This is a genomic window from Nautilia abyssi (assembly GCF_055388085.1).
Genome location: NZ_AP042376.1, coordinates 680,578 through 704,197 on the forward strand (window position 1 = coordinate 680,578; position 23,620 = coordinate 704,197).

23 protein-coding genes are annotated in these 23,620 nt (G+C 36.4%); 6 read left to right on the forward strand and 17 right to left on the reverse strand.

The genetic code is table 11. The features are described from left to right. The first annotated feature begins 35 nt into the window (after positions 1–35). Positions 36–1,586, forward strand: coding sequence for an L-aspartate oxidase (locus ACZ5EP_RS03410; RefSeq protein WP_464509441.1), 1,551 nt, complete (start codon positions 36–38; stop codon positions 1,584–1,586). On the opposite strand, the gene ACZ5EP_RS03415 is transcribed toward ACZ5EP_RS03410, so the two are convergent. The 8 genes from ACZ5EP_RS03415 to ACZ5EP_RS03450 form a co-directional block, all read right to left on the reverse strand. Then, a complete protein-coding gene (locus tag ACZ5EP_RS03415) occupies positions 1,579–3,489 on the reverse strand; it encodes an EAL domain-containing protein (RefSeq protein ID WP_464509442.1) in 1,911 nt (636 codons plus the stop codon). The two genes, ACZ5EP_RS03410 and ACZ5EP_RS03415, sit on opposite strands and share 8 nt — an antisense overlap. An 82-nt stretch (positions 3,490–3,571) precedes the next feature. Next, positions 3,572–4,537 carry an iron-sulfur cluster assembly scaffold protein gene (locus ACZ5EP_RS03420; RefSeq protein WP_127680145.1) on the reverse strand — a complete coding sequence of 322 codons (966 nt, stop codon included), beginning with the start codon at positions 4,535–4,537 and terminating at the stop codon, positions 3,572–3,574. Between the two features lie 83 nt (positions 4,538–4,620). Further along, complete coding sequence (locus ACZ5EP_RS03425) at positions 4,621–5,793, reverse strand: cysteine desulfurase family protein (protein WP_464509443.1); 1,173 nt, start codon at positions 5,791–5,793, stop codon at positions 4,621–4,623. 64 nt (positions 5,794–5,857) lie between these two features. Next, positions 5,858–6,832, reverse strand: a complete 975-nt coding sequence (lpxD, locus tag ACZ5EP_RS03430; protein WP_464509445.1) for a UDP-3-O-(3-hydroxymyristoyl)glucosamine N-acyltransferase — start codon at positions 6,830–6,832, stop codon at positions 5,858–5,860. Positions 6,833–6,986: 154 nt separating this feature from the next. Beyond that, on the reverse strand, positions 6,987–7,448 hold the full coding sequence (ilvN, locus tag ACZ5EP_RS03435; RefSeq protein ID WP_127680139.1) for an acetolactate synthase small subunit: 462 nt from the start codon (positions 7,446–7,448) through the stop codon (positions 6,987–6,989). Next, the gene (locus ACZ5EP_RS03440) at positions 7,445–9,142 is read right to left on the reverse strand and encodes an acetolactate synthase large subunit (protein ID WP_127680137.1); all 1,698 of its coding nucleotides are present in this window, start codon (positions 9,140–9,142) and stop codon (positions 7,445–7,447) included. Before ACZ5EP_RS03440 ends, ilvN begins: the two co-directional genes overlap by 4 nt. Before the next feature lie 106 nt (positions 9,143–9,248). After that, on the reverse strand, positions 9,249–10,160 hold the full coding sequence (locus tag ACZ5EP_RS03445) for a Ppx/GppA phosphatase family protein (protein ID WP_464509446.1): 912 nt from the start codon (positions 10,158–10,160) through the stop codon (positions 9,249–9,251). Between the two features lie 59 nt (positions 10,161–10,219). Then, positions 10,220–11,455: a glutamate-5-semialdehyde dehydrogenase gene (locus ACZ5EP_RS03450; RefSeq protein ID WP_464509448.1), complete on the reverse strand. Its 1,236-nt coding sequence runs from the start codon at positions 11,453–11,455 to the stop codon at positions 10,220–10,222. A 220-nt stretch (positions 11,456–11,675) separates the two neighbouring features. On the opposite strand from ACZ5EP_RS03450, the gene ACZ5EP_RS03455 reads away from it, so the two are divergent. From ACZ5EP_RS03455 to ACZ5EP_RS03465, 3 genes are all read left to right on the forward strand, one after another. Further along, positions 11,676–12,677 (forward strand): NAD(P)-binding domain-containing protein, encoded by a 1,002-nt coding sequence (locus tag ACZ5EP_RS03455; RefSeq protein ID WP_464509449.1) that lies wholly within the window; start codon positions 11,676–11,678, stop codon positions 12,675–12,677. Positions 12,678–12,787: 110 nt separating this feature from the next. Next, positions 12,788–13,525: an NAD-dependent protein deacylase gene (locus ACZ5EP_RS03460; RefSeq protein WP_464509451.1), complete on the forward strand. Its 738-nt coding sequence runs from the start codon at positions 12,788–12,790 to the stop codon at positions 13,523–13,525. A gap of 1 nt (position 13,526) precedes the next feature. Beyond that, positions 13,527–13,856: a NifB/NifX family molybdenum-iron cluster-binding protein gene (locus tag ACZ5EP_RS03465; protein WP_127680126.1), complete on the forward strand. Its 330-nt coding sequence runs from the start codon at positions 13,527–13,529 to the stop codon at positions 13,854–13,856. A gap of 4 nt (positions 13,857–13,860) precedes the next feature. Here the strand turns inward: ACZ5EP_RS03465 and ACZ5EP_RS03470 are convergent, their stop codons facing one another. Beyond that, positions 13,861–15,057 carry an NAD(P)/FAD-dependent oxidoreductase gene (locus tag ACZ5EP_RS03470; protein ID WP_464509452.1) on the reverse strand — a complete coding sequence of 399 codons (1,197 nt, stop codon included), beginning with the start codon at positions 15,055–15,057 and terminating at the stop codon, positions 13,861–13,863. 151 nt (positions 15,058–15,208) lie between these two features. Here ACZ5EP_RS03470 and ACZ5EP_RS03475 point away from each other — a divergent pair, with 151 nt between their 5' ends. Together ACZ5EP_RS03475 and ACZ5EP_RS03480 are read left to right on the forward strand one after the other, a co-directional pair. Then, positions 15,209–15,478 (forward strand): DUF134 domain-containing protein, encoded by a 270-nt coding sequence (locus ACZ5EP_RS03475; protein ID WP_127680122.1) that lies wholly within the window; start codon positions 15,209–15,211, stop codon positions 15,476–15,478. A 22-nt stretch (positions 15,479–15,500) separates the two neighbouring features. Next, positions 15,501–16,091 carry a NifB/NifX family molybdenum-iron cluster-binding protein gene (locus ACZ5EP_RS03480; RefSeq protein WP_464509453.1) on the forward strand — a complete coding sequence of 197 codons (591 nt, stop codon included), beginning with the start codon at positions 15,501–15,503 and terminating at the stop codon, positions 16,089–16,091. Positions 16,092–16,098: 7 nt separating this feature from the next. Here the strand turns inward: ACZ5EP_RS03480 and ACZ5EP_RS03485 are convergent, their stop codons facing one another. The 8 genes from ACZ5EP_RS03485 to argB form a co-directional block, all read right to left on the reverse strand. After that, on the reverse strand, positions 16,099–16,785 hold the full coding sequence (locus ACZ5EP_RS03485; protein WP_464509454.1) for an ATP-binding cassette domain-containing protein: 687 nt from the start codon (positions 16,783–16,785) through the stop codon (positions 16,099–16,101). Next, positions 16,782–17,354: a DedA family protein gene (locus ACZ5EP_RS03490; RefSeq protein ID WP_464509455.1), complete on the reverse strand. Its 573-nt coding sequence runs from the start codon at positions 17,352–17,354 to the stop codon at positions 16,782–16,784. The genes ACZ5EP_RS03485 and ACZ5EP_RS03490 overlap by 4 nt, the downstream gene beginning before the upstream one ends. Continuing rightward, positions 17,354–18,562: an MFS transporter gene (locus ACZ5EP_RS03495; RefSeq protein WP_464509456.1), complete on the reverse strand. Its 1,209-nt coding sequence runs from the start codon at positions 18,560–18,562 to the stop codon at positions 17,354–17,356. The genes ACZ5EP_RS03490 and ACZ5EP_RS03495 overlap by 1 nt, the downstream gene beginning before the upstream one ends. Positions 18,563–18,651: 89 nt before the next feature. Then, the gene (locus ACZ5EP_RS03500; protein WP_127680112.1) at positions 18,652–18,987 is read right to left on the reverse strand and encodes a hypothetical protein; all 336 of its coding nucleotides are present in this window, start codon (positions 18,985–18,987) and stop codon (positions 18,652–18,654) included. A 96-nt stretch (positions 18,988–19,083) separates the two neighbouring features. Next, complete coding sequence (locus ACZ5EP_RS03505; protein WP_464509457.1) at positions 19,084–21,111, reverse strand: ATP-dependent helicase; 2,028 nt, start codon at positions 21,109–21,111, stop codon at positions 19,084–19,086. A 48-nt stretch (positions 21,112–21,159) separates the two neighbouring features. Continuing rightward, positions 21,160–21,522, reverse strand: coding sequence for a flagellar assembly protein FliW (gene fliW, locus ACZ5EP_RS03510; RefSeq protein ID WP_464509458.1), 363 nt, complete (start codon positions 21,520–21,522; stop codon positions 21,160–21,162). A gap of 23 nt (positions 21,523–21,545) precedes the next feature. Further along, the gene (locus ACZ5EP_RS03515; RefSeq protein WP_464509459.1) at positions 21,546–22,760 is read right to left on the reverse strand and encodes a cation:proton antiporter; all 1,215 of its coding nucleotides are present in this window, start codon (positions 22,758–22,760) and stop codon (positions 21,546–21,548) included. Continuing rightward, the gene (argB, locus tag ACZ5EP_RS03520; protein WP_464509460.1) at positions 22,760–23,602 is read right to left on the reverse strand and encodes an acetylglutamate kinase; all 843 of its coding nucleotides are present in this window, start codon (positions 23,600–23,602) and stop codon (positions 22,760–22,762) included. The genes ACZ5EP_RS03515 and argB overlap by 1 nt, the downstream gene beginning before the upstream one ends. Between the last annotated feature and the right edge of the window lie 18 nt (positions 23,603–23,620).

The window sequence follows — 23,620 nt, forward strand, 5'->3', positions numbered from 1 at the left end:
TCTTTTTTGATACAATTATATCAAAAAGGACATTAATGAAATATGATATTTTGGTAATCGGAAGCGGAATTGCCGGAATGATGGCTGCGATTGAAGCAAAAGAACTCGGAAGCAACATTGCAATCGTTACAAAAAAATCACCAATGGCCAATAACTCTTTTATGGCTAAAGGCGGAATCAACGCAGCGCTTAACAATATGGAAGACGGAGACTCTATAGAACACCACATACAGGACACGTTAAAAGGCGGTGTCGGAATTGCCGATGAAGAAGCCGTAAGAATATTCTGCGAACAGGCTCCTCAGGTAGTAAGAGAACTTCACAGAAGATTTAAAGTGCCTTTTAATACACTCCCAAACGGCAAACTGGCCCAAAGGCCTTTTGGCGGAACGAAATTCAAAAGAACAGTCTACGCTGCAGATGCAACCGGCCCGGCTATTATGAAAGCGTTAAACAAAGCTCTTAAAGATTTAGGTATAGACGTAATCAAAAACCACCTTGCCGTCAATCTGCTGGTTAAAGACGGCAAAATAGCGGGAGTTACGTTTCTGGACGAAAAAACAAACGAACTCAAAGCCGTTCAGGCAAAAGCCGTAATCGTTGCAACCGGAGGGTATGCAGGATTATATAAAGGATATACGACAAACGTTAACGACGCAACCGGCGACGGCGTAGCAATGGGACTCAGAGCCGGCCTGGAAGGAATGGATATGGAATTCATTCAGTTCCACCCTACCGGACTTGAAGGCAGCAATTATCTGATTAGCGAAGCCGCCAGAGGAGAAGGAGGAAAACTGGTTAACAGCGAAGGCAAAGAATTTGTCGACGAACTTAATACCAGGGATTTCGTAACAAGAGCAATAGTAAAACAGCTCCAAAAAGGAAAAAAAGTTTATTTAGATTTAACGGACATACCTGAAGAGATTATTAACACAAAACTCGTGAACCTGAAAAAAAGAGTAAAATCTCTAAAAGGCATCGATATAGCAAAAGAGCCTATCCCTATCACTCCTCTTGCACACTACACAATGGGAGGTATTAAAACAGACACGTACTGCTTTACAGACATTGAGGGTCTGTTTTATGCGGGAGAAGCCGGAAACAACGGTGTTAACGGTGCAAACAGACTTGGAGGAAACTCTCTTAGCGAAGGTGCGGTCTTTGGAAAAATAGCCGGATACCAGGCCGTAAAATATTCTCACAGACAAAAAACATATGTTGATCTGCCAAAAGAACAGATAGAAAAAGACAAAGAACTTCTTAACAGATTACAAAACACTAAAATTGACACTAAGGAAATGAAACATAAATTAGGAGACCTTTTATTCCAAAAAGTAGGTATTATAAGAAACGGCTATCAGCTTAAAAAAGCTCTTGAAACTCTTAATGATATGAAAAACAATCTTCAAAGCGAAAAAGACTCTTCTATCCAGGAAAAAATTGAACTTATAAACGGTATAGACATAGCAACCGCCATTGCAAAAGCCGCACTTGACAGGGAAGAAAGCAGAGGCGCTCATTTCAGACTTGATTACCCTGAAAGCGACCACGCGTTTTTACATCATACATATACAAAACTCAACTAATAATTTCTCTTATTCTTTCTTCTTTTTCAATTAAAAGCTCTTCGATAGTTTTAGGCATAGCAAGATAATATCCCTGCAACAGATCCACACCTGATTCTTTTAAAAAGTCCATAGTTTCTTTATCTTCCACAAATTCCGCCACCAGATTCAAATCAAATTCTTTTCGAAACCCTGCAATTATTTTTATCGCTTTTTTAAGATATTCGTCGCTTTTTATACCTTTTACCAGAGTTCCGTCAATTTTAAGCACTCTTATCATATTCTTTCTCAAAAGATTTATAACAAGCAGTATAGACGAATAACCGCTCCCAAAATCGTCTACGGCAAAATATGTATCGTTTTTTTTATGTATTTTTTCAATTAATTCCAAATTTTCCACAAAACGCTGTTCTGTAAGTTCCAAAACAATATCAACATCTATTTTTTTTATTACCTGATACAGTTTTTTTATATATTTTTCATTTTTTAAAGCTTCAAAAGAGATATTAAGAAAAATTCTGTTTGTAATCTGTTTTATTAAATGCTCTTTTTCCAGTATTTTATCCAGCACCACTATATCAAATTCGGCTATTTTATTCATTGCATATATGTGGTCTATAAACATTCCGGCCGGTATAAGTTTTCCGTTATCAGATATTCTGCCTAAAACTTCCAAAGAAAACACCGTATTGTCTTTTGAATTAAAAATCGGCTGAAACATAACGTCTATTTCTTTTTTTTCAATTTTTTCTTTGATAAATTTAATATCAATTTGATTTTTAATCCACTCTTCAAGATGATTTTCTTTATTGTTTAAAATTATATTTTTATGTTCTTTTTTTGCTGCTTGTTTTAAAAAACGGAAATAATTAATTAAATCTTTTATTTGTATCTGTGTGTATTTATCTAATTTAATACCGAATATTGCTCCGTCAAAATTTATTTTTTCACCGTTTATATCAATTGTCTCACAAATTATATCGTGTATATGGTCTATTTCTTTTTGAAAAATTTCAAAATCGATATCGGTTCCTATAAAATAAAAGTCATTACTTGAACCTTGTATGAGCAAGAAGTTTTTTTTATCTTTATACAGGTTATGAAGCTTGTTAAATAAGACTATTTTAGCGTTGGTAACGGTATTTTCATTAAAAACACTATTCATTGTTTTTAGATTTTTCAAATCTATAACCGCAACAAACAATGTTTTGCTTTTGACTAAAATTTCAATTAAATCGAAAAAACTTTTCTCCGTATTGGTAAATGTAGCCATATATAGTTCGTTTAATGTATTATAAAATTTTAAAATCTGTTCTTTTAAATCCCTAAAAACAAAATACGACTCGGCATAATACCCTCTTTTATAAAAAATATAAAAAGAATTGGCCAGAGTGTGTATTAAATTATGAAGATCATGAATATAAACACATAAATTAACATCAAGACATATCATTAAAGATTCCAGATATGAAAGATATTTCTTAAATTTACAATTTTTTGCTTCAACGAGAGGAAAACTGTCCAAATCATCATTTTTGACGGAAACAACTATTTTTTCAATCCACTCTTCATGGGCCTTAAAAAGTAAAAAATCATGCTTTTGTTTTTGCAGTAAAAGCGTTTTTAAAGAAGATATTTCTTTTTTTATATAAACTTTGGCAGTTATATTTAATAATTTGTTTAGTTTTCTTTTAATTTCATTATCTTTTATTTCCTCTTTAATAAGACCAAAAGAACGGTAAACTATTGAATAAGGAAGTTTCATTTCCTTATAGAAGTTATAACACACTTCTTCATCTATAGTTTCTGAAGAGAGATATTCTTCCAATATACCGGAGACTCGCTCTAAATCATCGGCATTATAAGAATTTTTTACTATTTCGTCGTTTAACAGTTTCTGTTTTAAAAGTTCGCTTATATTCATTTTAACACCTAAAAAGACTAATTGATCTATTATTATACTCTTTTTATGTGTCTTTAATGTGTTTTAAAAAAAATAAGAAAAATCAAATCTGTTCGATTTTGATTTTATCCGTTTTGAAGTGTTTTCTTAATTCATCCTCAATGGCAAGAAGCGTAACGCCTCCGCTTGCGCATGTCGCACACGCTCCCATGTATCTTATATATACTTTCGTAATTCCGTCTTCTTCCCTGATATCGACAAGTTCGAGGCTTCCTCCGTCCATTGCAAGCATAGGTTTGATTTTCGTATCCAAAAACTCTTCAATCGCTTTTATTTTTTTAATCAGGCTCATTTTTTCAAAATCTTCCGTTTCGGCAGCCTGTTTTAAGTTTTCTTTTTTCATCTGTTCCTGAACTTCTTTAATGATATCTACAAGATATACCGGTTTTTCTTCATGTCCTCCCGGTGCTACGCAGCTTTTGCAGTATTTACCGGCATCAGTGTATTTCTGAAGTTCTTCAACGGTTTTGACATTGTGTTTTCTTATAATATCTTCTATTTCTTTTCTCGTAACCCTTGCACATTCGCATACAATCTCATTGTCTCTTAATTCGTCCGCGTTTTTACCTTTGTATTTTGCTGCGGCTTCAATAATTACGTCATACGCCATTACGCTGCAGTGCATTTTCTGAGGAGGAAACGCAGGCGTGTTCGGATCGTCCCTTAAAGCTTTTTCAACGTCAAGATTTGTTATTTTCATGGCTTCGTCCACCGTTTTTCCGATAGTAAGCTCCGTCATCATATCAGAAGACGCTATTGCGGTTCCGCATCCGAAACTTTTAAATCTTGCGTCCACTATTTTATCGGTTTTAGGATCCACCAGCCAGTAAAGCCTTACTGCGTCCCCGCACGCTTCGCTTCCGAAATCGGCAACCACAAGCTTAAGTCCTCTTTTTTTGGCGTCTTCTTCGGTAAATTCTCCGAGATACTTCGGATTGTTCATTCTTTCGATTACTTTATTCGAATACTGCTCCCACACGTTTCCTGTTATTAAATCGTTTCTTCCCATTTTGTCTCCTTGTATTTATAAGTTATTAAGGTTTTAAAGTTTTTAAGTTTCTAATTCTCAATTCTACATTCTCAATTCTCAATTTATTTAGGCGCCACCTTGGCGTAAGTCATTGATATAGCTCTTAATCTCTCAACAATTCCCGGAAGTTTTTCAATCACGTAATCTATTTCTTCTTCCGTAGTAAAACGGCTGAGTGAAAATATTATCCCCGTATGCGCTATTTCAGGATCTTCACCCAGCGCTTCGAGGACTTCGCTTCCCTCAAGTCTTTCACTCGAACAGCTGCTGCCCGTTGCTGCATATATTCCGTTAACGTTTAAATCCCAAAGCATGGATTCACCCTCAATTCCTTTGAAAGAAGCAACAACCGTATTAGGAAGTCTGTATTTTTTATCCACATAGCTTTTTGTATCAGGAATTTTCAGTATCGCTTCTTCCAGTTTATCCCTTAATTTTGCAACTCTCGTATTCATTTCATCAAGATGTTCGTTAGCCAGCTTAAGAGCTTCGGCCATGGCTATCATACCGTTGAGATATACGCTTCCGCCTCTTTTTCCACCCATCTGGTTTCCGCCGTGAATAAGGTTGACGTAAGGAGCCTCATCTCTGACATAAAGCGCTCCTACTCCTTTAGGACCGTGAAATTTATGAGCTCCGAATGTAAAATAATCAACCCCGAGATCCCTTACGTTTACTTTTACTTTTCCGATAGCCTGAGCACCGTCACAGTGAAAAGGTATATTATATCTTCTTGCAATTTCGCTTATTTCCTTAATCGGCTGAATGGCACCGCTTTCGTTACTAGCTAATAGCACACTGATAAGCGCCGTATCTTCTCTTATTGCATTTTCAAGCTCTTTAGGATCGATTCTTCCGTTTTCATCCGTATAAAGATAAGTAACTTCCATACCGAGTGTTTTGGCATATGCGCACGGGGCTTTAATTGACGAATGTTCACTGACAGTGGTAATGATATGCTTTTTACCGTTTCCTTTAAGATAGGCGTCAATAAAAGTCTTTATTACAGTATTGTTACCTTCGCTCGTTGACGAAGTGATAATAATATCGTCTTCGTCTGCCGCGCCAATCCCAGGATATAAAATATCATACGCGTCGTTCATCGCTTTTCTGGCTTCTATTCCTAATTGATAAATAACGTTTACGTTTCCGAACAAATCCGTACTTTTACAGTAAACATCTTTAACTTTATCATCCATAGGAGTAGTTGAATTGTTATCTAAATACACCATCATATCGACACCTTTAAATATTTTTGATTAATTTTACCTAAAGAGGGAAAAAAAAGATTGATATATATCAAGATTTTTTAAGAAGTCTGCTTAATACGCCCTGAAGTTTAAGCCACTGTTTGTGAGGCATTAACGGAAACCCTGAATAAACACCCGGTTTTTTGATACTTTTAGACACTCCTCCTCTTGCCGCAATAGTTGTAAAATCGGCAATTTCCAAATGTCCGGCCGTAGCAGCCTGTCCGCCCATAATTACATTTCTTCCGAGCTTGGTACTGCCCGCCAGACCTGACTGCCCGACCATTATAGAGCATTCACCGACTTCGCAGTTATGTCCAATCTGAACGAGATTATCGATAATAGTGCCTTTTTTTATAATAGTTTTACCGAACACACCCCTGTCAACGGCCGTATTTGCACCGATTTCAACATCATCTTCTATTTCAACATATCCTAAATGATATATTTTTACATGTCTGCCGTCTTTCGTATGAGCATATCCGAAACCATCACTTCCGATAACAGTGCCGGCATGTATTCTTACGTTGTTTCCGATTTTGGTGTCTCTGTAAATGGTAACATTAGGATAAATAACGCAGTTTTCGCCTATATCAACATCGGGGCCTATTACACATCCCGGCATAATTACCGTATTTTTACCGATTCTGGCACCTTTTCCGAGTGTAACACCCGGATGTACTTTTGCACTGAACGCCACCTGATAGCCTCCGTCTTCCCAAGGCTCTTTTGCAAAAAGCTTTGTTAAATAAGCCAGTTTCAAATACGGTTCATCCGTAATAAGCGCTATAGTATTTTCAGGAAGCTTGCCGGCATCTTCTTTTCTGATTAAAACGGCCGCCGCTTTTGTATCAGGAAGATACTTTTCATATTTAGGATTTTCTAAAAAGCTGATTTCCGTCTCACCGGCATCCTGAAGTGTATTAATTCCAGTAATTTCAATATCTTTATCACATTGTAAATCCAAATATTTAGCTATTTCTTTTAATGTATATGTTTTTTTGGACTGATTTCTCTCGCACATTATAAACCTTTTCAATTTTTTTTATTATACAATAAATATAATTATCAACTATTCTTACATATGTAATTTTATTTAGAAAACAATAAATAATAAACCGTCAGTTTCTCAATTTATTAGCGCCAGACACCAATATAAACAACAAAAAAGCAAAACGTTATCTTTCGATAACGCTTGCCCCGCTTCTTACTATCTCAATAGGTTTATATTTTTTTATCGCTTTTAAAAAGTTGTCAATTCTCGCAGGTCTGTCAACTACGCTGACTATTACGTGTTTTTCACCCACATTGCTTATACTGCCGTTATAACATCTTGCAAGAGCGTCTATGTCTGCCAGATGGTTTTCTATAGGGAACTTGACCATCGCCATTTCTTTTTCTATAAAATCGTCGCTTTCTATTACCTTATATACGGGAATAAGCTTATGAAGCTGTTTGACTATCTGTTCAAAAACTTTCGGATCGCCTTCGCTCACTATTGTCATTCTTGAAAATTCGCTGCTGGGAATTGGCGCAACCGTTAAAGACGTAATATTATACCCGCGCCCTGCGAACATATTTACTATTCTGGCCAATACACCGTGTTCGTTTTCGACTATTACTGATATTATTCTTTTCATTTGTCTTCCTTGAATATAAGCATATTTTTAAGCGGTGAATTAGGCGGTACCATCGGTAAAACGTCTTCACGCCTGTCAACCTGAACGTCTATAAACGCTACTTTTTTCGCTTCAATAGCTTCTTTGAGGGCTTTTTCAAACTCATCTTTTGTTTTAACCCTGAAGCCGATTCCCCCCATACTTTCAGCAAGTTTTACAAAATCAGGCTGAACGTCGCTTAGGTCTGTTTCACTTAGCCTGTCGTCATAAAACATTGTCTGCCACTGTCTTACCATTCCGAGATAATTGTTGTTTAATATAATATTTATGACAGGAAGTTTATATTTGTAGCCCGTAAGAACTTCCTGAATATTCATCATTATACTTCCGTCACCCGTAAAGTTTATTACAAGTCTGTCTTCAACCGCTCTTTTAGCTCCAAGCGCTGCAGGAAAACCGAATCCCATAGTTCCCAGTCCTCCGCTTGTTAAAAGCTGTCTAGGATATGTAAACGGATAGAACTGTGCCGTCCACATCTGATGCTGTCCGACATCCGTGGAAATAACAGTATCCTCCGGAGCTATTTCACCCGCTTTTTGTATAGCCCACTGAGGTTTTATAACAGTGTCGTCGTCATTATATTTTAAAGGATAAAGTTCCTGATATCTGTTTAAAACCTCTCTCCATTCTTCATATCTTTCCGGCTCTATACTCTCTATAAGCAAAGGCAGCATATCTTCTAAAACATTTTTCAAATCACCCACTATAGGATATTTGGTATTAACTACTTTTCCGATTTGGCTCGGGTCTATATCAATATGTACGATATCGGCGTTTTTTGCAAATTCGTCGAGTTTGCCCGTAACCCTGTCGTCAAATCTGGCTCCTAGTGAAATAATCAAATCCGCATCGTTCATAGCCATATTAGCGGCGTATGTACCGTGCATCCCAACCATTCCTAAAAGATACGGACAGTCATAGCGTAAAACACCTCTGGCCATCAACGTTTCAACGGCAGGTATTTTTGTAAGTTTTACAACTTCTCTTACCAGTTCGTACGCTCCGCTTAAAACAGCCCCTCCTCCTACGTAAAATACAGGTTTTTTAGCTCTTTTTATCGCGTCTACGGCTCTTTTAATCGCTCTTTTGTTTCCTCTGTATGTCGGTTTGTATGTAATTAATTCTATTTTTTCCGGATATTCAAATTTTGTTTTCGCTACGGTTACGTCTTTTGGAATATCGATATGAACCGGTCCAGGCCTTCCGCTTTTAGCCAAATAAAACGCTTCTTTCATAATAAAAGGAAGATCTTTTACGTCTTTAACCAAAAAATTGTGTTTTGTTACGGGTCTTGTCACACCGACTGCGTCAACTTCCTGAAAAGCGTCAGTTCCAATTGCGGTTGTAGGAACCTGTCCTGAAATAATCACCATAGGAATAGAATCCGTATAAGCAGTGGCAATTCCTGTTATGGCGTTTGTAAGCCCGGGTCCGCTTGTTACCATGGCAACGCCTACTTTTCCGCTTGCCCTTGCATATCCGTCAGCCATATGAACAGCGCCCTGTTCATGTTTGGCTAATATATGCTTAAATGAATTTTGCTTATATATTTCATCATATACATTCATAATAGCCCCGCCGGGATACCCGAAAACAACCTCTACGTTTTCCTTAATAAGACTTTCTATTACAATTTGAGCGCCGGTCAATTTCATTAAAAAACCTTTTTGTCGAAATTATAGCAAATTAGCTGTTATTTTTATTTTTCTTTCATTTTAATTTGAATTATTCTTTTGAAATACAATTTTATACCGAATATTATTATTTATTTTTTTCACACTCTTCTATGGCAACGCCTTCTCTGAGCCCGTCGTCACAGACCACACATTCTTTGAATTTCGCAATTTTGAATATTTCTTTAAATATATAAATACCGCTGATAATCAAATCCCCTCTTCCGACTCCCACAAGTTCTTCTCTTTTTTTCATTTCCATTTTCATTAGTTTTTCAGCCCAGTAATCCAGATCCTCCATAGTAACTATAGTGCCGTTAACCCTGCTTCCGTCGTAAGTGGAATAGTTCATTCCGAGTTTCAAAGCGGCAAGCGTTGTAGGCGTTCCGCTGCTCGCAACGAAAAGTTTAGGTTTTCTTAATGTATTAAAAGCAAAGTCAAGAAAGTTTTTAATATCTTTTACTTTCTTTTTAACGGCAAATTTAATGGCTTCGGGAGTTTTATGTTTTTGTGTAATGGTTACAATTCCGAGCCTGAAACTCTCACTTACGATGTTTTCTTTATTTTTAACGGTAATTTCGGTACTTCCTCCTCCGATATCCACCAAAAGAAAATGATTGTAATTAACATAATCACATTTCTCCAGACATTTTTCAACTGCTACGGCGGTATATTCAGCTTCTTGCTGAGGAGAAATTATTTCAAATTCTATTCCGGTTTTTTCTTTAATTTTTTCCAGTACATAATCTTTGTTTTTGGCCGCTCTTAACGCTTCAGTCGCAACGGCTCTGATTTTTTCGTTTTCAGACATATTAAATCTCTGCTTCATATCGTTTATTGCATTAATAACTCTTTGTATTGCTTCATCCGTTATACCGTCCGTTTTAACAAGTTTATCGGCGGTTTTGACTATTCTTTCGAATTCGTCCAGTTTGGTATGAGTCGCACAGTCGTATTTAACGGCTCTGATTGTGTTGCTGCCTAAATCTATAGCTACCACTTATTCTCCTTATCATTTATTATTTGTTTAACAAAATCAGCCAAAACGGCATTTCACTGCTATTTTCTGATCTGGCCGTTTCCGTATATTTTATATTTATATGTTGTCAAATCATCAATTCCCATAGGACCTCTGGCATGAAGTTTATTGGTCGATATTCCGACTTCCGCACCGAAACCGAACTCTCCTCCGTCCGTAAATCTTGTTGAAGCGTTTACGTATACGCACGCGCTGTCAACCCTGTTTAAAAACTCTTCGCTGGCCGTATAGTTTTCAGTGATTATAGAATCACTGTGGCCTGAACCGTATTTTTCAATATGTTCAATCGCCTCGTCAACCCCTCCGACTATTTTTATAGAGAGAATTTTATCTAAATATTCAGTATTCCAGTCTTCTTCATCCGCTTTATTTATATTTATAACTTCCAGTGTTTTCTCACATCCTCTAAGCTCTACACCCTCTTTTTCCATCTCTTTTTTTAATTCTGGAAGTATTTTATCTTTTATATCATTATCAATTAAAAGCGTTTCAACGGCATTACATACACCCGGGCGCTGAACTTTTGCGTTTACGCAGATTTTTACCGCTTCTTCGATATTAGCGTCTTTATGCACATAAATATGACAAAGCCCTTTATCATGTTTGACTACGGGCACTTTTGAATTTTCGCTTACAAATTTAATCAGTTTTTCCCCGCCTCTAGGAATTATCAAATCAACATATTTATCTTCCTGGATAAGTTTATAAACACCTTCTCTGGAATAATCCGGAAGCAGTGAAACCGCTTCTTTGGGAAGAGAATTTTTTTCTAATACGTTTTGTAAAATATTTATTATTGAAATATTTGAATGCATGGCTTCCTTGCCGCCTTTAAGAATACATGCGTTTCCGCTCATAAAGCATAGCCCCGCGGCGTCGCTTGTTACGTTAGGTCTGCTTTCATATATAATTCCTATAACTCCGATAGGTATTTTTACCTTTTCAATTCTAAGACCGTTGTCCAGCTTCCATCCGTCTATGATTTTACCCACAGGGTCTTTAAGCTTAGCAATATCTTTTAACGCTTCAGCCATGGAGTTTACTCTTTTTTCATCAAGCAAAAGTCTGTCTATTAATGCGGATGAGAGATTGTTTGATTTTGCAAACTCAAGGTCTTTTTTATTTTCTTCAATAATCTCTGCCGCGTTTTCAATCAAAGCTTCAGCCATTTCATTTAATACTTTTCTTTTTACATCACCTGTAAGGGTGGCAGTTACTCTGGACGCCTCTTTTACTTTTTGTAACACATCAGTCATCTGCTTCCTTTTTTATATAATATTTTACCAAATTAAGAGAATAATAACAAAAATATCGTATTTATGGTGAATAAACATTCATTTATATTGGCGTTTTTATCTAATTCTTTTTTTTGTGTTACTTTTTTACACGTTTTTTTATTTAGAAAATAGCTGATTGTTACAAAGAGGTCTGTATGCGAATATAGTGCGTTATAATTCAAATAAAAAAGGAGTTTATATGTCTTTAGATAAAGTATTAGACATAGTGGTAATAGGTGCCGGGCCTGGTGGAATTGCAAGTGTAATAGAAGCAAAACTTGCAGGAATTGAAAAAGTTATTGTTTTGGAAAAAGCAGACAATCATTCAGATATGATCAGAAAATTTTATAAACCTGGCAAAAGAGTGGATAAAGACTGGCAGGGTAAAAAATTCGAATTTGAAGGAAACGTTACATTTGAAGAATGTTCAAAAGAAGAATTCCTTGAGCAGATGGAGAAAAAAATCCAGGATGCCGGAGTAGCTGACAAATTCAAATATAATCATCACGTATATGCGGTAGAAAAAAACAACAACGGGCTTTTTGAAATCGGATCAGACCACGAACTAGGCGTAATTCAGGCAAAAAAAGTAATTATCGCGATAGGTAGAATGGGCAAACCTAACAAACCTGGATATAAATTCCCTGGAAAAATCAGACCTAGACTTAATTTTAACCTCGATAAAGTTCAGCCTGGTGAAAAAGTAATGGTAGTAGGTGGCGGTGATACAGCCGGAGAATATGCATACGGACTTGTAGATATGAATATCGGATGTGACGTAACACTAAACTACAGAAGAGCCGAAATCACAAGAATGAACCCTACAAACAAAGAAATAGTAGAAAAATACATAGCTGAAGGAAAACTTCACTCTAAACTGGGTGTTGACGTTGAAAGCGTTGAACCTTATGAAGAAGACGGCGTAACTCCTCCGAGAGTAAAAGTTAATTTTAAAGACGGAACAAGCGAAGTTTACGACAGAGTTGTATATGCTCTTGGAGGAACAAGCCCTGTTGATTTTCTTAAAAACAGCGGTATCGAACTTAACGAATGGGGAGAGCCTGCATATAATGAAGAAACAATGGAAAGCAACGTGGAAGGTTTATATGTAATCGGTGACGTTGTTACAAGCGCGGGAAGTATCGCACTTGCATTTAACCATGCATACAGAGCGGTAAAAGATATAGCAAACAAAAAATAACACTCTCTTTTTTCCTTTCTTTACTTTATTCATTTTCTAATCCGTCTTATAATTTAACATTTGTATTTATGCTAAAATTTTTAAATTAATATTTATAAAGGAATATAAGAATGGATAATTACAAAAAAGCTGCAGAATTAATAAAAAATTCCAAAAAATGCGTCGCTTTTACCGGTGCCGGCATTTCAGTAGAAAGCGGCATACCTACATTCAGAGGACCTGACGGACTTTGGAGCAGATATGATCCAAAAATACTAGATATAGATTATTTTACCGTAAATCCCAAAGAAGCCTGGGAAAAAATAAAAGAAATTTTTTACGATTATATGCAAAATATTAAGCCGAACGACGCGCATTATTTTTTGGCGGATTTAGAAAAAAAGGGGCTTTTAGAAGCAGTAATAACACAGAATATTGATAATCTCCATCAGGAAGCCGGAAACAAAAACGTAATAGAATTCCACGGAACCGCAAAAAATCTGGTATGTATGAACTGTTTTAAGAAATACGATTCAAAAGATATAGATTTAAACGATCTGCCTCCGCTGTGTCCTAAATGCTGGGGAGTTTTAAAGCCGAATTTTGTTTTTTTTAAAGAACCTATCCCTAAAAAAGCTCTGGAAAACTCTCTTGAGCTTGCACAAAACTGCGACTGTATGATTGTAATCGGTACAACCGGAGAAATTCAGCCGGCAAGCCAGATTCCTCTAATCGCTAAACAAAACGGAGCCTCTATTATCGAAATAAATATAGAAAAATCAAACTATACAGACACTGTAACAGATATTTTTCTTCAAAATCGTGCTACAATTGCTTGTAATAATCTAAAAAAAGCATTGGAGGAATGAAATGAAAATCGCAGTTCCGACTTCAAATGAAAAAACTATTTGTGAATTTATTCCTTTTTGCAAATATTTTTTACTTTACGATACAGAAACAAAACAAAAAAAACTGATAAACAACCCTATGTTTGACATAGTTAAAGAAAAACATATTAAAAAAAGAGACTGCGGTGAAAACGCTCTTCATACAGGAGAGATAATCCCTCCCCTGCTTAAAAATTATGATGTAGAGCTTTTAATTGCACAGAAACTAGGCGAAGGAATGCTTGATAATCTGGAAGTTTATAATATAAAATACAAGCTTACTGATGAAAAAGAAATAGAAAAAGTTATCTGATTTCCTACATTCCCGGAATTCTAGGAAATCTGTTTAATTTTGAATTTTTGAAATACCAACCCCACCCTTTTTTCATCCAGTGTCCGATGATAGGCAGAGGAATTAGTATTGCTCTTTTATTGTTTCTGAAAACAAACGCTGCACCGTCACCGCTGTCCATTACACATAAAATATTAATATGAGAAATATATTCTTTTCTGATTTCTTTTCCTTCTTCCATCATTTTAATATTAAATGCGGTAACCCTTGCCATTACTTCGGCTAAATGTCCCTGTTTAGCCCTCCAGTCGGGACCGTCTATCGCCGCACTGTCGCCTATTGCAAAAATAGGAAAAACGTCGCTGCTTGTTTCGTCAAAATCATGATTAACCTCGCAGTATTCGTTAACTTTTATAAATCCGGCTTCATTTAACGGAAGACCTGTATCTTTAAACAGCTCCGGACCGTTTCCGGCCGGAATAAACATTGTTAAATCACTTTCAAGTTTGCTTCCGTCTTCAAAAATGATTCCGTCTTCAACAAACTCAGTAATTTTTTTGCCTTTGACCTGTTTGATATTAAGTCTTTCAAACCACATATCCATAATTTCCAGCGCTTTTTGTCCCATTCTTGCGCCCGGTTTAGGCATCGGTGCAAAAAATGTTATTTCGAATTTGTCTCTTATTCCAAGTTTTTTCAATTTATTATGTACGTTAAACATAAGCTCAAAAGCAGGACCGCCTCTTACGTTACTAGGGTCTTTAGGATTTCCGCCAAATCCGAATGTCAGCTTTCCATGCCCCCTTTTTATGAGTTCGTCAAGTTTTTCTTTTATTTTAAGAGATTCTTCAGGAGCACCGCATATAGACAGAAAATGTTCACTCCCTTTATGTTTGACTTTATCAGCACCGATGGCGATTATAAGATAGTCAAACTCGCACTGCTGCTGCTCGTTTTCACATACAACTTTTTTATTTTTAATATCTATTTTTTCAACTTTATTGTATTTAACCTCAAAACCGTGGACTTTTCTCAAATCCTCCCAGTCAATGATACAGTCTTCAAAAGTATATTCACCGGTAGGAATCCAAATAGAAATAGGATATACATACATATATTTTCTGTTTGTGATAACAGTCACATCAAAGCCATATTTTTTAAGCCATATCGCACTTTCCAAAGCTGCAAATCCGCCGCCTAATATTAAAACTTTTTTAGCCATAAATTTATCTCCTTAAAAATTATCAAATCGATCGAAGTATAACAAAAAATTATTTTCATTTAGCAATTATAAGATAAAATTATCAAAATATATTGACATATGTTCAAAAAAGTTGTATAATTTCATTGAGCATATGTTCAAGGAGGTTTAAATGCCAAGAAGAATCAGAAGACGTATCAGGGGAAATTTTAACAATATCTGTTTTAAACCGTGCGGAATTCCGGCACATGATTTACAAACCGTAACTTTAACGAAAGACGAATTAGAAGCAATCAGACTTGCCGATCTTGAAGGTCTTTATCAAGAAGAAGCAGCCAGCAAAATGGAAGTTTCAAGACCGACATTCGGAAGAATTTTAAGCAATGCAAGGGCTAAAATAGCCGATGCCATTATAAATGGCAAATCAATAGAATTAATATAAAAAAACTTTTAAGGAGGGTAAAATGAGAATAGCAATACCTACAAACAATAAAAAAACACTTTCACCGCATATAGGATTATGCAAAGGGTTTTTAGTAATAGACACCGATACAAACGAACAGTTTTATATCACAAATCCTGTAATGGAGAAAATTCAGGAAGAACACATTAATTTAAAAGACCTGCCTGAAGGCAGCAGAGGTTTCGGAACAGGCAGAATAATTCCTCCTCTGTTAGCAGAAGCGGGTGTTGACGTGCTTGTTTCTGACGAATTCGGAGAAGGAATGATCAGAAACCTTGAAGCCGAAGGTATCGGATATGTTATCACTGATAAAAAAAATATCGATGAAATAATTAACGATATCAAGGAGGGAGAAATGAATACTCAGTACAATTCAGAAGCTTTTGATTTTCCAAGAAGGGCATCAAGAGGTTACGGTTTCGGAAGAGGACAAGGTTTCGGTTTTGGCAGAGGACAAGGTTTTGGAAGAAGAGCAGGACTTGGAAGAGGACAGGGATTTGGAAGAAGAGGTTTCGGATTCGGAAGAGGCCAGGGATTTGGTTTTGGCAGAGGCCAAGGCTTCGGGAGATTCGGAAGAGGATGGGAAGACTAATCCTCTTTCATAATCTTATTTTTTCTTCTTCTATATCAAACAGATAACTCAAATCGCTTTTTTTCAATTCAAAAGTCTCTTTTACAATACGACCGTTTTTTAACATAAATATTTTTTTATTTTTTAAAACCTCGTCGAAATTATGGGTAATTAAAATCAGTTTTTTATCCAGTTCCCGTATTAAATCATAAAACTGATATCTGGCTTTAATATCAAGACCGTTTGTAGGTTCGTCAAGACAGATAATTTCAGGATCGTGTATAAGCGCTCTTGCTATTAAAACCTTTTTTAATTCTCCCAAAGAAAGAGTGGAAACATCTTGTGAGGCGTTAATTTTAAACATCCTGCAAAGCTGCTCGGTTTTTTCTTTTTCATAATCTGTAAAATCAAAAAATTTATATACTACCAACGCTTCTTTAAACGCTGAAATAACTGCATCGTATATGGTAATATCTTCGTTTTTGTAAAAATACTCCAAATCGCTGTTTACAACACCGAATATTTTTCTTGCTTCGTTTAATGTAAGTTTATTTCCGAAAATATTGCGTTTTACAAGTTTTTGAGGATACAGCTCGTGTGTTATTACTTTCAAAAGAATACTTTTTCCGCTGCCGTTAGGGCCTAAAATGCTAAAACTGTCTTCAGCACGAAGATTTATGTCTAAAAAAAGATGTTTAAACTCAAGCTCTATCATTTTTTCCTCTTAATATATATTACAGTGCCAAGCAGCAGTAAAATTATAAGAGCTAAAGTAATTTCTCTTAAATATCTGTGTATAAGCTGCTGGTTTTCTCCTATATAATATCCCAGAAGAGCCAAAACAGTAACCCAGATCCCTGCTCCAAGCGCTGTATAAAAAGTAAATTTTGCCGGATGCATTTTAGCAAGTCCGGCCGGAAAAGATATATACTGTCTGATGCCCGGAATCAGTCTCCCGTTAAATGTGGATATCTCTCCGTGCTGTTCAAAAAATTTTTCAATTTTATTCAAATGGTGTTCTTTTAAAAATTTAGATACGGCTTTTCTGCCTGCGCTGGCAGCCAAAAGATAATTAAACCACGCTCCTGCGACGGATCCTGCAGTTCCGGTTAATACGGCAAAAACAATGTTCATATCACCCCTGCTGGCAAGATATCCCGCAGGCACCATTACAATTTCGCTTGGAAAAGGGAAAAAACTGCTCTCTAAAAACATCATTATAAATATTCCCGCATACCCCATATCTCCCACAGTTGCCACAATCCAAGAAATGATTTCGTTCATTATACAGCTTTAAGCCTTGTTGCGAAAAACAGTCCTATAAAAAGCATTACTATTGTAAAAATATACAGCACGTTATATCCGAACTTCTCAAGGATAAACCCGCCCGGAATTGCAAAAAACAGACCAATGGATGTCAGATTGTTCTGCAAAGCTACATATATCGGTCTTTTATCTTCGGGGGCTATTTCAAATAACAGATTTAACCCGCTGATTTTAAATCCGTCCATTGCAAAACCTATTAAAAAAAACACAAGCGCATACATATACGCATTTTTTGCAAATAAAGCCACCGCAAAAGCAAGGATTATACTTATAAAAGCCAAAATTATAATTTTTTTATATTCCGGCGCCAGTTTTTTCCAGACAAGATTTCCGATCAGCGCTCCAAGCATCTGTATGGTAACAAACCCCCCTATAAGCCATCCTGTCAGATGTATGGTCTGATTTGCTTTAAGAATTACAAAAGGAAAAGCAAAAAGAAAAGAGTAGCTGAACAAAATAGTCACTATCTGAATCTGAAGCGCTTTATCCATTTTTAAAAACTTAAAAGCGTTTTTTAAAAACTTCCAAAAGCTTTCTTCTTTATGTCTGATATTTTCTTTTACAGGCTCTTTTATTGTTGCGAAAGCCAAAAGACCGAGTCCGAGCAAAAAAGAGCTTATCATAAAAAGATATGCGTAACTTTTAGGAGGTTCGAAATTACTCAGCACCCATCCTGCTATACCTCCGCTTATTATTGAAGCTATCGCGGCAAAAAACTGTCTGTTAGCCATAGATTTTCCGCGTTCGGTCTTATCGAAAATCTTTGCAATTATCTCACTGAAATATATGCTTCCGAATCCTGCGGAAAAACTGAAAATAAACAGCCCGATTCCAAACACCCACAGAGTAAGAGCAGGATTTTTGTCCCCGATAAGCAAAATAGCCAGTCCTATCATAAACCAGCTTATAAACCTTGCAAGAAAGACTTTTCTCATATAAGGCATTACTTTTTTATATCCCTGAGCATAAAAAGCAGCAAAAAGCTGTACCGCAATCGCCCCTCCTCTAAGCAGTGAAGCAAACACTCCCACAAGAATAACGCTTTGACTGAAATGATGAACGATCAGAGGCAAAATTGTACTCGGTTCAGCCACTGCCATTGCTATGGCAAGAAAAAAACCGTGAAGTACATTTTTAATGTTATTTTCTTTATAATTAGGAGACAAGAAAGTCCTTTTTGAAGCGAATTGTAGCAAAAAGGAAGGAAACTCTCAATATTTAGTTAATGCACAGCCTGTGCACTTGATTTTTACATTCAGCCGGGAGGTATTTTACCGTTGATAATACTGTTCCAAAAGACTTTTAAGTCTTTCAAATCGCCTTTTTTTATAATTTTTTTAATTCCCTCGGCGATTTTAGGATTAATTTTTTCAACTTTTTTTAATAACAGCGTTGCGTTGTTTTCAAAATATTTGTTTAACTCTTCAGGAGTTACAATATTCAGCTTCCTTAACAGATAAGGAGATTTCAATTCTCTTCCGGAGCTGTATTTAATGTATCTGATATAGTCTCTGTATCCTTTGACATAAGGGCTTAAAGCAAACAAAGACGATACGAAAACCAGCAGCAGCAGTAATCTTGTCACTTTCAATTTAGATCCTTGATTTCATTTTTCAAAATGATTTTCTTTATTATATTCATTGAAACTTAAACTTCACTTAATTATAGTGAATTTATATTCAGTTTTTTATTTTACTTCTATTTTATAACCTGCTTCGCTTAAAAACCTGCTAGGTTCGTAAGAGAGATTTCTGATTCTGTCATTTTTGGCAAGACATAAAAACAGCCTGTCTTTTGCCCTTGTAACGGCCACATAAAACAGTCGCCTCTCTTCTTCAATACCGCCTGCCGGTTTTGAAAGTTTTATGTTGGGAAATCTTTTTTCCATCAAATCCACAAGATAAACTTCTTTAAATTCAAGGCCTTTGCTCGCATGAACAGTCAGAAGGTTAACCCCCCTTCCCTCGCTCATTTCATTTGCTCCTAAAACCATAGCGTTTAAAAATTTTTCCAAATCGTTGTAATTTCTCAAAAGATTGCCTAAAACCTTAACTTTATTTTCTATTTTTTCAAGAGCTTCAAGATATTTTTCTTCAGTTATTTTACCGTTTTTATCTTTGCTTCTTTCTTTTGCAATATTCTGTATTATATGTTTAAACGTTTTGCTGGCAATAATTTCATTAAAAACGGAATGCGGATTTTTAAGTTTATTTAATCTTTTTAGCAGCTTATAAAAATTATATAAAAACTCCCCTCCTTCAACAGAAAGCTTCGGATGTTTCAGTATCGGGTTTGCCAGGAACACTTCATCCATTCCTACGCTTTTAAACTTGCTTACGCTTCCAAGCTGGGCAAAATCGTCAAACAGCCCCAGCTGGTATGAGGTTTTTTTCTTTGTAAACACCTTTTTTGAAAGGTCAGGATTTAAAAAGCCTTTTTTTGCGTCTCCGTCTCCCAGAGTCATCAATGCTTCAAATATTTCATTCGCTATAGCGCTTCCGACTCCTTTTGCGTATTCAAAAATATGTATAAACGCCATAATATCTTTTGGATTAACAATGAAAGTCAGTATATCCAGCGTGATTTTTATCTCTCTGGAATCAAAAAAGCTGACCCCGCCTTTTCTTCTGCACTCAATTCCTTTTTCCCTAAGCATTGCCTCTATCGCGTCTGCACTTGAATTATTACGGAACAGCACGGCTATTTCGTCCCTGCTGACGCTTGAATTAAGAATTCTGTTTGCAACATCCCTGTATTCCTCAAAAGTATCGTTATAATAAAGCACTTTAGGCCATTCTCCGGAAAATCCCCTGGTAACTTCCAGATTTTTAGGATAAATTCTCGGATTATTCGCTATTACTTTATTTGCAATTTCCAGAATTTCGCCGTAACTTCTGTAATTTTTCTTAAGGGTAAAAACGTTCGCATCAGGATAGCGTTTGTCAAAAGTGGAAATAATACTTATGTCGGCTCCGTTAAAGGCATAAATACTCTGGTCATAATCACCTACACAAAAAAGCGAACTTTGTTTGATGCTTTCAATCAGTTCGTTTTGCAGGGGGTTTGTATCCTGGTATTCATCCACAAGCACTTCTTTAAACGGCACTTCAATACCGTTTTTAAGCTCTTCAATCATTCTAATCAAAAGCGAATTGAAATCAACCAACCCGTGCGCTTTTTTAATTTCCTCATATTCATCGAATATACTCTCATAAACCAGTGCATACTCTTCCTGCAAAGGGGCTCTTTGAGCAAGCCATTCACTAAAATCATCCGAGTTGGAATTTAAAAAAAGCGAATACAGATCAAACAGATAATTGGAACTGTAAGGCTTTTCCTCGCCTCTTATTCGCAAAAAATCGCGTTTGTCATAAATAGATTTAAACAGTATTTTCAAATCTTTAGGCTGTTTTAAAACGATATTTTTATTAAGCCTTTTAAGCCATCTGTAACTTACGGCGTGGAACGTGCCCGCTTCAATATTTTTGGCCTCCGGTAAAAAACTTCCGACCCTTTCTTTCATTTCGTTTGCGGCTTTGTTCGTAAACGTTAAAAGCAGTATTTCTTCAGGTTTTATCCCTTCTTGAAGCAGATAGGCTATTCTGCCCACTATTGTAGAAGTCTTGCCTGTTCCGGCGCTTGCTATTACAAGATTGTGTCCAAGATCAGCCGTTGCGGCCTGCAGCTGTTCTTTATTAAGTTTAGAAAGCGGCAACATATGTCCTTTAGATTGTTTTGGAGTGGAATTGTAGCAAAGGAAGAATTAATTTAAAAATTCTCCCATTTTTTCAAAAGTTTCATTTTCTAAAATAACCTGAGCACAGGTCTGATTGTCCAGATTGAATAAAAAAGGCGCTTTAAAATTAACTATAGATTCGGTAACAGGCTCTTTCATTACGATATTGTTATAAACTTCTATTTTAGAATTTTCGTTTATATCCAGCAGGGCTTTTACATCTGAAGGCACGTCAAACGAATACTCTCTCAGGGCAAAAGGATTAATCAAAGAAAAAAGAACTCTTCCCTCTCCGTCTTTCAATACAGCTATAGTGTCGTCAACTTTGGAAAGTTCCACTTTTTCAACGTTTTCAAATCCCGGAATAGGCTTTTTTACTTTAAACTTCATACTCTCTCCTTTTAGATTTTGGTTTATTTTAACATATTATTTTTAAGATAAACCGGTTTATACCATTTTAACAGCGTAGGTACGGATATATTTAATAAAAACGTCGTAAACATGAGTATATAAAATTCTTCCCTGGTAATCAAATGATTCTGTACAAAAGCGATATTTATTACAATAAACGCAAGCTCAGCGCGCCCGAGCATACCAAATCCTATAAGAATTGAGTCTTTTGTGGAATAACCTCCCGTATATTTTGCAGCACCGGCCGCCGACACTATCTGCAGCACAAGAACGCTTAAAAACAGTGCAAGCGTCGGAAAAAGCACATGTTCAAGCACCGTAGGATCAAAAAGTATCTTTCCGCCCAAAAGAATAAAAAAAACAGGCCCGAATACTGTATACGCCATGACTGAAGTAATTTTTTCTACCTCTTTTGCCCTGTTTTGATTTCCCACGCCGAAATATTCCGCTTTTAAAATAAGTCCGGCAAAATATGCGCCTATCGCCGGATGAAACCCAAGCATATGCGCAACGCTTCCGAACATAAAAACAAGTATAAATACGCCCAAAACGGCATAATGACCCTTTTCTACAACAAACAGATATCTTATACCTCTTTTATGCGGGACTATAAATCTTCCTACCAAAAATACAAACCCGAAAAAAAGTACAACATCAAGAACCGTTTTTAAAAGTTTTACCGTATCAATCGAAAGCTCACCGTTTTGTCCGTTTAAAATTATAGGAAGCAGTACTGCCACACCTATAAGGCTCAACACGTCATCAACTACTGCGCTTGTCATAATTCCCGTAGCCGCAGGCGTTTTCTCAAGACCTAAAGATTTTAAACTCACCATCGTAAGTGAAACCGCCGTAGCCGTCATGGTAAGCCCCCATATAAGCGCAGACGTGGAAGAAAAGCCAAAAATTTTCGCACTGAAATATCCCGCTAAAAAAGGGAAAATCGCTCCGATGACCGCTATTCCCCAGGCTTTTTTTACACCTTTTAAAAAATTGCTCAGATTTTCTTCAAATCCCAGAGCAAACATTACCAATACTATACCTATCTCACCCAGAAACTCTAATCTGTGATCCCCGCTGAAAAGACCGAGGTTTCCAAGCACCGCTCCGAAAATAATAAACCACAAAACATCAACGCTGTTTGTTTTTTTAGCTGTTATTTTCGCTGCAAACACCGTCAAAAAAAGTAAAAAAAGCTCGGTCCATATGTAATGCATCAGTTTTCCTTGATTTCAGTACCTATACCTTCGCTTGTCAATAATTCGAGAAGTATTGAATGTTCAATTCTTCCGTCAATTATATGCGCTTTTTCAACGCCTCTTTCCACCGCTTTAAGGGCGGCGTCAACTTTAGGTATCATTCCTCCGGCTATGGTGCCGTCTTTTTTCAGTTTTTCTATTTCGTCTTTTTTTAAAGAGCTTATTAAGTTTTTATCTTTATCCAGAACGCCCGGAGTATCCGTTAAAAAGATAACCCTTTTTGCACCGATGGCAGCGGCTATCTCACTTGCGGCGGTATCGGCGTTTATATTATATCCCGGGTGTGTGGCGCTGTCTCCCGCCGCAATAGGCGCGATTACAGGTATAAGGTTTTCGCTTAAAAGTTTATTTACAAAAACGCCGTCTATTGAGGTAATTTCACCGGTATAGCCTACAAGTGATTTTGCTTTCATAAAACTCATATCCTTACCGTTGATTCCTATGGCTTTTGCACCGTGCTGGTTAAGCATATTTACAATCTCTTTATTTATCTCTCCGCTTAAAACCATTTCCGCTATTTTTATAGATTCGGCCGTGGTAACCCTTACGCCGTCTTTAAATTCTGTTTTAACATTAAGAGCCGTTAAAATTTCTGTAATTCTTTTCCCGCCTCCGTGAACTATTACGGGTTTTATACCTACCATATAAAGCATAAGAATGTCTATTGCAAATGATTCTTTCAACTTTTCATCTATCTGAGCGGCTCCTCCGTATTTAATCACGATTGTTTTTCCGTAAAACTTTCTGATAAACGGGAGCGAGTCAAGCAGCGTTTTTACGGTTTCTATTTTCTTTTGCATAATTCTCCTTTTTACACT